Origin of the sequence: Streptomyces sp. RKAG290 (genome assembly GCF_023701695.1) — a bacterium.
Taxonomy (GTDB): domain Bacteria; phylum Actinomycetota; class Actinomycetes; order Streptomycetales; family Streptomycetaceae; genus Streptomyces.
This window is the reverse complement of the sequence record NZ_JAJOZC010000001.1, coordinates 7,192,681-7,204,934: the sequence shown is the minus strand read 5'-3', so window position 1 is coordinate 7,204,934 and position 12,254 is coordinate 7,192,681. Positions and strand designations below refer to the sequence as shown.

Annotated in this window: 10 protein-coding genes; 2 read left to right on the top strand and 8 right to left on the bottom strand. The window is 72.2% G+C overall.

The features are described from left to right. Positions 1–89: 89 nt before the first annotated feature. A complete protein-coding gene (locus tag LNW71_RS31875; protein ID WP_250971349.1) occupies positions 90–290 on the bottom strand; it encodes a hypothetical protein in 201 nt (66 codons plus the stop codon). A 252-nt stretch (positions 291–542) separates the two neighbouring features. On the opposite strand from LNW71_RS31875, the gene LNW71_RS31870 reads away from it, so the two are divergent. Beyond that, positions 543–1,367: an endonuclease I family protein gene (locus LNW71_RS31870; RefSeq protein WP_250971348.1), complete on the top strand. Its 825-nt coding sequence runs from the start codon at positions 543–545 to the stop codon at positions 1,365–1,367. 110 nt (positions 1,368–1,477) lie between these two features. On the opposite strand, the gene glsA is transcribed toward LNW71_RS31870, so the two are convergent. From glsA to LNW71_RS31855, 3 genes are all read right to left on the bottom strand, one after another. Next, on the bottom strand, positions 1,478–2,815 hold the full coding sequence (gene glsA / locus LNW71_RS31865; protein ID WP_250971347.1) for a glutaminase A: 1,338 nt from the start codon (positions 2,813–2,815) through the stop codon (positions 1,478–1,480). A 14-nt stretch (positions 2,816–2,829) separates the two neighbouring features. Next, on the bottom strand, positions 2,830–3,330 hold the full coding sequence (locus LNW71_RS31860; RefSeq protein ID WP_250971346.1) for a hypothetical protein: 501 nt from the start codon (positions 3,328–3,330) through the stop codon (positions 2,830–2,832). A gap of 166 nt (positions 3,331–3,496) precedes the next feature. Further along, positions 3,497–3,991 (bottom strand): DUF1269 domain-containing protein, encoded by a 495-nt coding sequence (locus tag LNW71_RS31855; protein WP_250971345.1) that lies wholly within the window; start codon positions 3,989–3,991, stop codon positions 3,497–3,499. 120 nt (positions 3,992–4,111) lie between these two features. Between LNW71_RS31855 and LNW71_RS31850 the strand changes: the two genes are divergently transcribed. Continuing rightward, on the top strand, positions 4,112–5,227 hold the full coding sequence (locus tag LNW71_RS31850; RefSeq protein WP_250971344.1) for a chemotaxis protein: 1,116 nt from the start codon (positions 4,112–4,114) through the stop codon (positions 5,225–5,227). Positions 5,228–5,396: 169 nt separating this feature from the next. Here the strand turns inward: LNW71_RS31850 and LNW71_RS31845 are convergent, their stop codons facing one another. The 4 genes from LNW71_RS31845 to LNW71_RS31830 form a co-directional block, all read right to left on the bottom strand. Next, the gene (locus tag LNW71_RS31845) at positions 5,397–7,784 is read right to left on the bottom strand and encodes a phosphoketolase family protein (RefSeq protein ID WP_250971343.1); all 2,388 of its coding nucleotides are present in this window, start codon (positions 7,782–7,784) and stop codon (positions 5,397–5,399) included. Between the two features lie 46 nt (positions 7,785–7,830). Next, positions 7,831–9,243: an NADP-dependent succinic semialdehyde dehydrogenase gene (locus LNW71_RS31840; protein WP_250971342.1), complete on the bottom strand. Its 1,413-nt coding sequence runs from the start codon at positions 9,241–9,243 to the stop codon at positions 7,831–7,833. Positions 9,244–9,436: 193 nt separating this feature from the next. Then, positions 9,437–9,940 carry an ATP-binding protein gene (locus LNW71_RS31835; RefSeq protein WP_250971341.1) on the bottom strand — a complete coding sequence of 168 codons (504 nt, stop codon included), beginning with the start codon at positions 9,938–9,940 and terminating at the stop codon, positions 9,437–9,439. 206 nt (positions 9,941–10,146) lie between these two features. Then, entirely contained in the window at positions 10,147–12,225 is a 2,079-nt protein-coding gene (locus LNW71_RS31830) for a xanthine dehydrogenase family protein molybdopterin-binding subunit (protein WP_250972223.1), read from the bottom strand. Positions 12,226–12,254: the final 29 nt, after the last annotated feature.

The window sequence follows — 12,254 nt, the reverse complement described above, 5'->3', positions numbered from 1 at the left end:
ACCGAGCAGCGGGAGACACCCGCACACTTCCCGGCACCGTGACGGCGGGAAGCGGCCGGGCACCCCTGCCGAGGCGGCAGCCGCGGCGGCTACGGCAGCTGCTTGTCGATGGCCGCCCTGCCCTCCGCGGCCAGCTTGCGCCGGGCCCATTCGAGCGTCTGCGGCGTCAGGTCCCGCCCGGAGGCGAGCACCAGGTCCTCCGCCGACGGATTGTCGCTCCCACCGGTGTGCAACAGGCTGTCGGGGGTCACTCCCCGCGATGCGGATACGGATTCGGGCTCGTCGCTCATGCCGCCTCCTCGTCCTTGCGGCAATTCTCGCCCCGCGCCGACGGGGGCGCATCCGATGCCGGGCCCGTCCCCTTGTCGTGGGCCGGACCCCGCCCACACTTGACCTGCACATGATAGGTACGCAGCGTTCACACACCGGTCACGGTGCGTGTGGAAGGCTCCCGCTGACCACGTACCACACGACCACCGTGGAGCCGCCCCCCACCCTGTGACGGCGTCGCGGTGCCCGTATTTCCGGAGAGGACACCCCACATGTCCCGTCGTCACCTTTCCTACCGGCGCCCGTTGCTGGCCACGATCGCCGCCTTCGCGGTGCTCAGCGGTACCGCGGCAGCCGCACCGGCCGACACGCCCCGGGCCCCGGCAGCCGCCGCCACCCCGCTCGGCGCGCTGGACGACACGTACTACCAGGACGCGCTCGGCAAGACCGGCACCGCCCTCAAGGGCGCCCTGCACACGATCATCAGCGACCAGTCCAAGCTCACCTACGCCCAGGTCTGGGACGCGCTCAAGGTCACGGACGAGGACCCGGCCAACTCCTCGAACCTGATCCTCCTCTACTCCGGCCGCTCCGACCCCAAGAGCGACAACGGCGGCGGCGTCGACCAGTGGAACCGGGAGCACGTCTGGGCCAAGTCGCACGGCGACTTCGGTACGGCCACCGGCCCGGGCACCGACATCCACCACCTGCGCCCCGAAGACGTGTCGGTCAACTCCACCCGCGGCAACAAGGACTTCGACAACGGCGGCAGCGAGGTCGCCGAGGCACCCGGCAACTACACCGACAGCGACTCCTTCGAACCCCGCGACGCCGTCAAGGGCGACGTCGCCCGCATGATCTTCTACATGGCGGTGCGGTACGAGGGCGACGACTCCTTCGCCGATCTCGAACCCAACGACTCGACGTCCAACGGCTCCGCGCCGAACATCGGCCGGCTCTCCGCGCTGAAGGCCTGGAGCGAGCAGGACCCGCCGGACACCTTCGAACAGCGGCGCAACGACGTCATATTCGACCAGTTCCAGCACAACCGGAACCCGTTCATCGACCACCCCGAATGGGTGGACGCCATCTGGTAGACGGCAGTCACGTCGTCGGGCGCGCCGCCCGACGACGTGGCCCGCGGACGGCCCGGACCGGACCCGGGGCTGCCCGTGCCGGTCCGCCGTGACCGTGCTCGCGCCACCGCTCAGTCGGCCGGTTCCCTCGTGGCCCAGGCCACCGCCTGCTCAAGGGTGGCGAAGCAGTGGGGAGCCACACCGTCCTCGCCCGGCTCCCGGAGACGGCCGTCCGGGTCGGCCACGGCCGTGCGCCGGCCGTCCGCGGCGAGGCGGGCGAGTCCGCTGCGCAGCATCGCCCGGGCCACGGTGTCGATGTCCGTCACCCGGAGCAGGTCCAGGACCACGGCGACGGTTCCTTCCGGTTCCGGCTCGTCCAGCGCGTGCAGCACCCGCTCCGCCGCGGTGAAGTCCAGCGCACCCTGGGCCGTGACGATCGCAGCCCGCCCGCGCCGGGCGCTCTCCCGCTCCCCCGCCGGCTCGACCGGCAGGTCCTCGGCGGTGGTGACGCCGGTGACGGTGGACCCCGGCAGCGCCGGATTGTTCATGAGGTGCAGGCCGAACCGCTGCGACAGCGAGCCGATGGCCAGGTGTCCGCGTACGGAGGTCCCGGCCGGGTCGAGGAGCGGACTGTACGTCGCCAGTCCGAACCGGGCGGGACCCGCGGCGATCAGACCGCCGGACACCCCGCTCTTGGCCGGCAGCCCCACCCGGAGCAGCCAGTCGCCGGAGGCGTCGTACATGCCGCACGTCGCCATCACGGCGAGCACCTGGGCGGCGACCGACTCCGCGACCACCCTGTCCCCGTTGAGCGGGTTGACCCCGCCGTGCGCCAGGGTCGCCGCCATGGCGGCGAGATCCATCGCCGTGACCCGTACCGAGCACTGCCTGAAGTACGTCTCCACCGCCGCCACCGGATCCACCGGAAGCGGCCCGGTGCTGCGGATGAGGTAGGCCAGGGCCCGGTTGCGGTCCCCGGTGTACGCCTCGGAGGCGTACACCTGCTCGTCGACGTCGAGCATCCGGCCGGCGAACCGGCTCAGACAGTCGAGGATGCGCTCGAACCGGGGAGTGCGCGAGGTGTCGGGGATCAGGGCGGTGGTCACGATGGCGCCCGCGTTGACCATGGCGTTGTCCGGACGTCCCGTGCCGCGTTCCAGGCTGATGGCGTTGAACGCCTCGCCGCTGGGCTCGGCGTTCACCCAGCGGGACACCTCGTCGAGTCCGAGAACGGACAGGGCCAGGGCATAGACGAACGGTTTCGACACGGACTGGATGGTGAACGGCACCTCGGCGTCGCCGATGCTGTACCGGTGGCCGTCCATGCTGATGAGGGCCAGCCCGAAGGCGTCCGGGTCGGCCAGGGCCAGTTGCGGGATGTAGTCGGCGATCTCACCCTCGTCGACCCCGGCGAACCGGGAGTGCAGGTCACGCAGCGCCTCCGTGACCGCGTCGGTGGCGGCGCTCACCCTGGCACCGGCCGTCAGCCGCGCTCGGCCTGGGCGATCCGCGGGAACGTCTTGACGCCCGCGGCCTTGCGGCTGTCGGCGTGCCGGCTCACCGTACGGCCGGGCGGGACGTCCGCCAGGCCGAGCACCACGGTGTCCAGGACCTTGCCGTCGGAGTCGACGAACTCCACCCGGACCGCGTAGAAGGCGGCCTTGCCGGTGCGGTTGGTCACCCGGACGAGGGCGCTGCGGACCTCTTCGGAGGCCTTGACCGGCAGGCCGTTGACGGACACGTCCTTGACCGCGTCACCCTTCCCCTCGACACCCTTGAGCATCTTGGCGGCCTGCTGCCGGCTGCGCTCCGCCTCGGCGGAGACCGAGGCCGCGAAGTCCTGCTGGGTGCGCGGGCTCCGGGTGGCCTTCGGGGACGCGGCCGGTTCCGCCGAGACCGTGCGGGTGCTTCTGGCCGTGCCCTGCGAGGAGGTGTCGGAACTGTCGCAGGCGGCGGCGCCGGCCACGATCACCGCGGCCAGCACCGCGGGGTCAGGCTTCGGGCTGCGCGGCCGCCGAGGGTGCGCCGCACGGGGCTGGTCTGGTTCACGGAACGCTCCGTCTGCTCGGAAGTGGGAAGCACGGGAAGGGTGCGGAGGTACCGGGGGACACGGCGGGAGGGCCCGGGGGACGCGGCGCCCTCCCGGCGGATCAAGCCGCGTCCTCACCGAAGACGTCGCGGAGCCGGGCCTCGCTCACGGAGTCGAGATTGCTGTGGAGGAGCTCGGCCCCACCGCCGGGGAGGGCCTCACTGATCCGGTCGGGCACCTCGTTCATGGTGAGGAGGAACAGCGCCGAGGTCCCCGGCGTGACCTTCTCCTTGACCTCGGCGATGAACTCGTCGTCGATGCCGATGTCGGCCAGCTTGCCGCCCAGCGCCCCGGCGGCCGCGCCGATGGCGGCGCCCAGCAGCGGCATCAGGAAGATCAGCCCGAAGAGCATCCCCCAGAACGTGCCGCTCAGCGCACCCGCACCGACCAGGTTGAGCAACTGCTTCGTCCGCGGCTTCGCCCGGCCCTCGGGCCAGCTCACCACGGCGGCGTCCAGGATCTTGATCAGCCCTTCCCTCTGAAGGGACTTCAGCGTCGCCTCCACGCCCTCCGCACCTTCGGCCGACCGGAACTTCCACACGGTGAGCGTGGACATCGCGCATACCTCCTGGCCCCGGAATCACCAATTCGCCCATATTAGGATCAAAAGGTATGAATTGACTCGTCGAATCACCCACTCAGCACAGCAGTAGGCACGATCCCCGGGAGGGAACTGATGGACACGGACGCCCTGACCGCCGGCCTGTTGCAGGAGCTCCGGGCCGCCAGGCCCTATCCCGCGCTGTCCCTGACGATGCCCACCCACCGTCGTGCACCGGACAACGCCCAGGACGCCGTCCGGCTGCGCAATCTGGTGACCGCGGCCGGCAGCCGGCTCGACGCCGACCCCCGCGTCGGCCGCGAGGCGTGCACCGCCGTCAAGCAGCAGCTCGACCGGGCGGTCACCGAGATCGATGCGCGCCGGGCCCTGGACTCACTGGTCGTCCTCGTGACGGCGGACGAGTACCGGATCTGGCAGCTTCCGCGCACCGCCCCCGAACGCGTCGTGCTGAGCGACACCTATCTGACCCGCAACCTGGTCGCCGCCAAGGCCCAGGCGCAGCCGTTCTGGGCGCTCACCGTCTCCGCCGACCACGCGTCCCTGTTCAGTGGCACGGCCGACGCCGCGCACGAGGAGCACATCGGCGGCTTTCCGCTGAAGGCGCCGCGCGAGGCGCCGAACCCGCAGCGCGAGGAGCGGATCGGCGACACCCCGAGCACCTTCACCGACGAGGAGACCCGTCAGTTCCTGCGCACGGTGGACGAGACGCTGCGCGGGGTCCTGGCCACGGATCCGCGCCCGCTCTATCTGGTCGGTCTCGCACCGGCGCTCGCACTGCTGGACGAAGTCGGTGAGAGCACCGGGTCGGCGGTCGGCCGGGTCACCAAGGGCGCGCCGGCCGACACCACCCCCGCCGGCCTGCTCAGCGAGCTGCGGCCCGCACTGGAGGCCCGGCAGAAGCGGTTCGCCGCGGAGATCGAAGGCAAGCTGGACGAGGCGCGCGGCCGTCACGCGTTCGCCGGCGGCCTAGACGAGGTGTGGGCCGCCGTACGGGAGGCGCGCGCCGGACTGGTGGCGGTGGAGGAGCACTACCAGCAGACGGTCCGGGTCGCCGCGGAGCACCTGGAGCCGGTGAGCGGGGACGCCGCGGACCCGGCGGACGAGAGGGTGCGCGAGGACGTCGTGGACGAGCTGGTCGAGGCGGCGCTGGACAGCGGAGCCGAGGTGGTGTTCGTCGCGGACGACTCGCTCAAGGCGCACGGGCGGATCGCGGCGACGCTGCGCTACTGACGCGGCCCGCGGCGGCCCGACACCGTGGGCCGCGCAGGCGAAGCACAAGAACGTCAAGGGGCGTTCGGCGATGACGAAGGCTCTGCCGGCCCGGGCGGCCGGCCGCTGACCTGCGGCGGAGCGCGGGCCCGGACAGACGCACTGTCCGGGCCCGCCCCCTGCCGCGGCCTCAGCCCTCCCAGGTCCAGTCGGCGACCTCCGGCAGGTCCGTGCCGTGTTCGCGGATCCAGGCGTGGTGGCGGGTGCGGACGTCGGCCATCGCCTGACGCACCGCCACGGCGCGGACCCCGAGGCCCGGCACCCGGTCGATGACGTCCATGACCAGCCGGTACCGGTCGAGGTCGTTGCGGACCACCATGTCGAACGGCGTGGTGGTCGTGCCCTCCTCCTTGTAGCCCCGCACGTGCAGCTGGTCGTGGCCGGCCCGGCGGTAGGCCAGCCGGTGGATCAGCCAGGGGTAGCCGTGGTAGGCGAAGATCACCGGCTTGTCGCGGGTGAAGAGGGTGTCGTACTCGGAGTCCGGCATCCCGTGCGGATGCTCGCCGTGCGGCATGAGCCGGGCCATGTCGACGACGTTCACCACCCGGACGGCGAGATCCGGCAGGTGGTGCCGGAGCAGACCGGCCGCCGCGACGGTCTCCAGCGTGGGTACGTCCCCGGCACAGGCGAGCACCACGTCGGGATCGCGGCTGCCGTCCTCCGTGCCCGCCCACTCCCACACCCCGGCGCCGCGCGCGCAGTGGGCGCGGGCCTGGTCCAGGGTGAGCCAGTCGAAGCTCGGCTGCTTGCCGGCCACGATCACGTTGACGTAGTCGCGGCTGCGCAGCGCGTGGTCCGCGACGGACAGCAGGGTGTTCGCGTCCGGGGGCAGATAGACGCGTACGACCTCGGGGCTCTTGTTCAGGATGTGGTCGACGAACCCGGGGTCCTGGTGCGAGAAGCCGTTGTGGTCCTGGCGCCAGACGTGCGAGGTGAGCAGGTAGTTGAGGGAGGCGATGGGGCGGCGCCACGGCAGCCGGCGCGAGGTCCGCAGCCATTTGATGTGCTGGTTGACCATCGAGTCGACGATGTGGGCGAACGCCTCGTAGCAGGAGAAGAGTCCGTGCCGGCCGGTCAGCAGATAGCCCTCGAGCCAGCCCTGGCACAGGTGCTCGGAGAGCACCTCCATGACGCGGCCGTCGCGGGCGAGGTGCTCGTCGGTGGGCAGCGTCCGGGCCTGCCAGGCCTTTCCGGTGGTCCGGTAGAGGTCGTCGAGCCGGTTCGATGCGGTCTCGTCGGGGCCGACGACCCGGAAGTCCCTGCGCTCCGCGGTGGCTTCCATGACGGCCTCCAGCAGACCGCCGAGTACCCGGGTCGGTTCGTTCATGACAGTGCCGGGCCGGTCCACCTGGACCGCGTGACCGTCGAGTGCCGGGACGGGCAGGTCGCGCAGGAGCAGCCCGCCGTTGGCGTCCGGGGTGGCGCCGAGCCGGGCCGTGCCGTCGGGCACGCAGGCGAGCACCTGGGCCGAGGGGCGCCCTTCGGTGTCGAAGAGCTCCTCGGGCCGGTAGGACCGCAGCCACGCCTCCAGCTGCCGCAGGTGGTCCGGGTTGTCGCGGACCCCGGGGAGCGGGACCTGGTGGGCGCGCCAGGTGCCTTCGACGGGCAGTCCGTCGACCTCGGCGGGACCGGTCCAGCCCTTCGGGGTGCGCAGCACGATCATGGGCCACTGCGGCCGGTCGGTCGCGCCGCCGGTCCGGGCGGCGGTCTGCAGCTCGCCGATGCGGTCGACGGCCCGGTCCATCGCGGCGGCCATCGCCCGGTGCACGACGGCCGGGTCGTCCCCTTCCACGTACAGCGGTTCGTGTCCGTAGCCCCGCAGCAGGGCGTCGAGTTCGGCCTCCGGGAGGCGCGCGAGCACCGTCGGGTTGGCGATCTTGTAGCCGTTGAGGTGCAGGACCGGCAGGACGGCCCCGTCGTGGACCGGGTCGAGGAACTTGTTGGCGTGCCAGGAGCCGGCCAGCGGCCCCGTCTCCGCCTCGCCGTCGCCGACGACGCAGGTGACGAGCAGGTCCGGGTTGTCCAGGGCGGCGCCGTAGGCGTGGGCGAGGGAGTAGCCGAGTTCGCCGCCCTCATGGATGGAGCCTGGGGTCTCGGGTGCGACGTGGCTGGGCACCCCGCCGGGGAAGGAGAACTGCTTGAACAGCCGGCCCATTCCCTCGGCGTCCCTGCTGACGTCGGGATACGTCTGCGAGTAGCTGCCCTCCAGCCATGAGTTGGCGAGGACGGCGGGACCGCCGTGCCCGGGGCCCCAGACACACAGCGCCCGGGTGCCCCGCGACTTGATGATGCGGTTGAGGTGGGTGTGGACCAGGTTGAGCCCCGGTGAGGTGCCCCAGTGGCCGAGCAGCCGGGGCTTGATGTGCTCGGCGGCCAGGGGCTCGGTGAGCAGCGGGTTGGCCATCAGGTAGATCTGCCCGACGGCCAGGTAGTTGGCGGCCCTCCAGTGCGCGTCGAGCGCGGCGATCTCTTCGTCGGAAGGGGCTGCCGTCGGCGAGGACGGTGGAGCGTCGCTCATGGTCACCTTTCAGCGGGCGGGGCGGGGTGCGGCGCCGTGGTCGCGGTCAGTTCGGTTCGGCGCCGTACCAGACGGTGGTGGCGTTGCAGAACTCACGGATGCCGTGTCCGGCGAGCTCACGCCCGTAGCCGGAGCGCTTCACCCCGCCGAACGGGAGCGCGGGGTGCGACGCCGTCATCCCGTTGAAGAAGACCCCGCCCGCCTCCAGGTCGCGCACACAGCGCCGGCTCTCCTCGGCGTCGCGGGTCCACACGTTGGAGCTGAGGCCGAAGGGCGTGTCATTGGCCAGTTCCACGGCCTCGTCGAGGCTGCCGACCCGGTACAGCGTGGCCACGGGGCCGAAGGTCTCCTCGCGGTGGATGCGCATGGCGGGGGTGATGCCGGTGAGCACCGTGGGGGCGTAGAACCAGCCCCGTTCCAGGCCGCCGCTCAGGCCCTCGGGCCGGCCGCCGCCGCACAGCGCGCTCGCGCCCTGCCGCACGGCGTCGTCGACGAGTTCCCCCAGATCGGTGCGGCCCTGCTCGCTGGCCAGCGGCCCGATGTCGGTGGACTCCTCCAGCGGATCGCCGACGGTCAGGTCGCGCATCCCCACGGTGAAGCGTTCGGCGAACTCCTCGTACACGTCGGCGTGCACGATGAACCGCTTGGCGGCGATGCAGGACTGCCCGTTGTTCTGGGTCCGCGCGGTGACGGCGGTACGGGCGGCCCGGGCGACGTCCGCCGAGGGCAGGACGAGATACGGGTCGCTGCCGCCCAGTTCCAGGACGGTGTGCTTGACCTCGTCGCCCGCGACGGCCGCGACCGAGCGGCCGGCCGGCTCACTGCCGGTCAGGGTGGCCGCGGCCACCCTGCGGTCGCGCAGGATGTCCTCGACCGCCCCGGAGCCGACCAGCAGGGTCTGGAAGCAGCCTTCGGGGAAGCCGGCCCTGCGGAACAGGTCGCCGAGATAGAGCGCGGTCTGCGGCACGTTCGACGCGTGCTTCAGCAGCCCCGTGTTGCCTGCCATCAGGGCGGGGGCGGCGAACCGTACGACCTGCCAGAGCGGGAAGTTCCACGGCATCACGGCGAGCACGGTGCCCAGCGGGCGGTAGTGCACGTAGGCGCGGGACGCACCGGAGTCCTCGACGTCGGCGGGCGCGGGGTGCTCGTCCGCGAGGAGTCCCTCGGCGTGGGCCGCGTACCAGCGCATGGCCTTCGCACACTTGGCGGCCTCGGCGCGGGCGGCCTTGACCGGCTTGCCCATCTCCAGGGTCATGGTGCGGGCGATGTCCTTCTGGTCCTCGTCGAGGAGGTCGGCGGCCCGGTTGAGCAGCCGGGACCTCTCACCGAATCCGGTGGTGCGGTACTCCCGGAAAGCGGCGTCCGCCGCGGCGAGCCGCCGCTCGATCTCGTCCGCTCCCAGGGCGTCGAACGTCCTGAGGGTCTCGCCGTTCGCGGGGTTGACCGTCGCGATGGGCATGACTGTGGCCTCCTTGCCTCGGTACTTCGACCGTGCCGCGCCGGACGAGGTGGCGCAACGCGGGCCCCCGCCATCCGCATACCCGACCGGCGCGGACCATGCGTGCGATACGCATGCGATCCGCGCCGGGAGGGACGAGGGAGTGCGGGGGCGGGGGTACGGGGTACGCGGGGCGCAGCCCGTGCCGCGCGCCTCAGACGAGGGCGGGGGCGTCGGTCCGGACCGGCGTGGGCGGGGGGAGCTCCGCCGCCACGGCCGGCGGACGGCGGAATTCGCGGACGCCGGGCAGCGGCGGCAGCGGCACCAGTTCGATGTGCTGCGGCTCCTGGGCGTACCGGGTGAACCAGACGACCTTGCCTTCGGTGGTCCGGCAGGTGCCCCAGCTGTCGCTGAGCGCCATCACCCGGCTGAGGCCGCCGCCCGCGTGGAGCAGCCGCGGCATGTCGGAACCGTTGTCGGCGACGGAGACCGTGAGGTGCCGTCCGGACCAGCGGATTTCGAGGACACAGGTGTTGTCGTCGCCGACGTGCCGCTGGACGTTGGTCAGCAGCTCCTCCACAGCGCGGCACACGGGCCGGATGTGGAGTTCGAGACTCCAGTGGCGCAGGTGTGCGGCGACTATCCGTCGCAGCTGGGACACACGCTCTGCCGAAACCTGGAGTTCGACCAGATATTGCCGGTCGAGTGGAACGGTCATCGTCGAGGCTCCTCACATCGAGGCCCACTGCTTCGCCCCGTTGAACGAACGACCCCCGAATGCAAAGAGTGAGCAGATGTCACTTCTGGGTCACTCCTTAGGGTGACCCGATAGCGCCGGTTGCGCAACACATCCGGCCGCGCACCCCCGGTGACCGGCGCATTCGGCCCTGACGGGGTGCCGTCGGCGCCGGGCGCGCGCCCTCCTCAGGGCAGGTGGGGCAGCAGCCGGTCCGGCGTGAGCGGGAGGGTGCGCAGCCGGGCGCCGGTGGCGTGCCGGACGGCGTTGCCGATCGCCGCGGCCGCGCCGACGATGCCGATCTCGCCGATGCCCTTGCTGCCCATCGGGTTGAGGTGCGGGTCGTCCTCGTCGATCCAGTGCGCCTCGATATCGGTCACGTCGGCGCAGGCCGGCACGTGGTAGGAGGCGAGGTCGCTCTCGGTGAAGTCACCGAAGACCGGGTCCATGGTGCTGCCCTCGGTGAGGGCCATCCCGAGCCCCATGGTCATTCCGCCGATGAACTGGGAGCGGGCGGTGCGGGAGTTCAGGATGTGCCCGGCGGCGAAGACTCCGAGCATCCGGCGTACCCGGACCTCGCCGGTCCGGGTGTCGACCGCCACCTCCGCGAAATGCGCACCGAAGGCGTGCCGGGCGTACGGGGAGTCGGCGGCCGTCTCCTGCACGGTGTCGGCGGTGACCGTCACCCCTTCCTCCGGCAGCGGTCCGGTGCGCTCACCGAGCTGCCGCACGAGGCCGGTGGCCGCCTTGTGCACGGACCAGCCCCAGGAGGCCGTGCCCGAGGAGCCGCCGGCCAGCGGCGCGTCCGGCAGGTCGCTGTCGCCGATGTCGACCCTCACGTTCTCCACCGGGGTCTCCAGCACCCCCGCGGCGATCTGCGCGAGGACGGTGCGGGCGCCGGTGCCGATGTCGGTGGCGTTGACCGCGATGCGGTACGTCCCGTCGGCGGCGGCGTGCGCCGAGGCGTGGGAGGCGCTGACGTAGACGGGGTACGTGGCGGCGGCGACGCCCGTGCCGAGCAGCAGGTGCCCTTCGCGGCGGACGGCGGGGCGGGGGTCACGGTCGTGCCAGCCGAAGCGCGTCGCGCCCTCCCGCAGACAGGCGGCCAGATTGCGGCTGCTGAAGGGTTTCGCGGAGTCGGGTTCGTCGGCCGGGTCGTTGCGCAGTCGCAGTTCCACGGGGTCGACGCCGAGGGCCGAGGCGAGTTCGTCGAGGGCGGATTCGAGGGCGTACATGCCGGGAGCCTCGCCCGGGGCCCGCATCCACGACGGGCTGGGGACGTCGAGCGCGGTGACCCGGTGGCTGGTGCGGCTGTGTGCGGAGCCGTACATCATGCGGGCCGGCACGGCGGCCTGTTCCACGAACTCCTTGACGGTCGAGGTGTGCGAGATGACCTCGTGGGCGATCGAGGTGAGGGTGCCGTCGGCCTCGGCGCCGAGCCGGACGCGTTGCACCGTGGGCGCGCGGTGGCCGACGACGGCGGCCATGTGACGTCGGGGCAAGGACAGTTCGACGGGCCGGCCGGTGTGGAGCGCGGCCATCGCGGCGAGCACGACCTGGGGACGCGGGGTGCCCTTGCTGCCGAAGCCGCCGCCGACGTGTTCCGAGACCACGGTGACCTGGTCCGGCCGGAGCCCGAACAGGGTGGAGAGGGTGTCGCGCACCGTGGTGCTCCCCTGGCCGGTGTCGTACACCGTGAGATGCCCTTCCGGGGACCAGTGGGCGGTCGAGGCGTGCGGCTCCATGGGGTGGTTGTGCAGGGCGCCGAGCGTGTACATGGCGTCGATCCGTACGGGCGCCGCGGCGAAGGCCTTGTCGAAGTCGCCGCGTTCGCGTACGGCCGGGTAGCCGCCGTTGGCGGTCTGCGGGGTGTACAGACCGGGGTGGTCCTCGGTCAGTACGACGTCGTGCGGCGCGCTCTCGTAGGTGATGTGCAGCGCCTCGGCGCCCGCCCTCGCGCCTTCGAGGGTGTCGGCCACGACGAGGGCGATCTGCCAGCCGCGGTGCGGCACGTGGTCGTTCTGCAGGACTGCGAGGATCGGGTCGTCGGGCTCCTCGATCCGGGGCGCGTTCTCGTGGGTGAGGACGGCGCGGACCCCGGGAAGGGCCAGCGCGCCGGCGGCGTGGATGGCGGTGACGCGACCGCGCGGAACGGTGGCGGGCACGGGCCAGGCGTACAGGCAGCCGGGCAGGTTGCGCTCGGCGGAGTAGCGCGCGGCGCCGGTGACCTTGTCCCGGCCTTCGCGGCGGACGACGGGGGCGCCCAGGGGCTGGGGGCGTGGCTCATGGCGGGAGT

Excerpts from the sequence above, each read along its gene's own strand:
- LNW71_RS31835 (WP_250971341.1), bottom strand. The coding sequence starts at position 9,940 with ATGACCGTTCCACTCGACCGGCAATATCTGGTCGAACTCCAGGTTTCG.
- LNW71_RS31850 (WP_250971344.1), top strand. The coding sequence starts at position 4,112 with ATGGACACGGACGCCCTGACCGCCGGCCTGTTGCAGGAGCTCCGGGCC.
- LNW71_RS31875 (WP_250971349.1), bottom strand. The coding sequence starts at position 290 with ATGAGCGACGAGCCCGAATCCGTATCCGCATCGCGGGGAGTGACCCCC.
- LNW71_RS31840 (WP_250971342.1), bottom strand. The coding sequence starts at position 9,243 with ATGCCCATCGCGACGGTCAACCCCGCGAACGGCGAGACCCTCAGGACG.
- LNW71_RS31845 (WP_250971343.1), bottom strand. The coding sequence starts at position 7,784 with ATGAGCGACGCTCCACCGTCCTCGCCGACGGCAGCCCCTTCCGACGAA.
- LNW71_RS31855 (WP_250971345.1), bottom strand. The coding sequence starts at position 3,991 with ATGTCCACGCTCACCGTGTGGAAGTTCCGGTCGGCCGAAGGTGCGGAG.
- LNW71_RS31870 (WP_250971348.1), top strand. The coding sequence starts at position 543 with ATGTCCCGTCGTCACCTTTCCTACCGGCGCCCGTTGCTGGCCACGATC.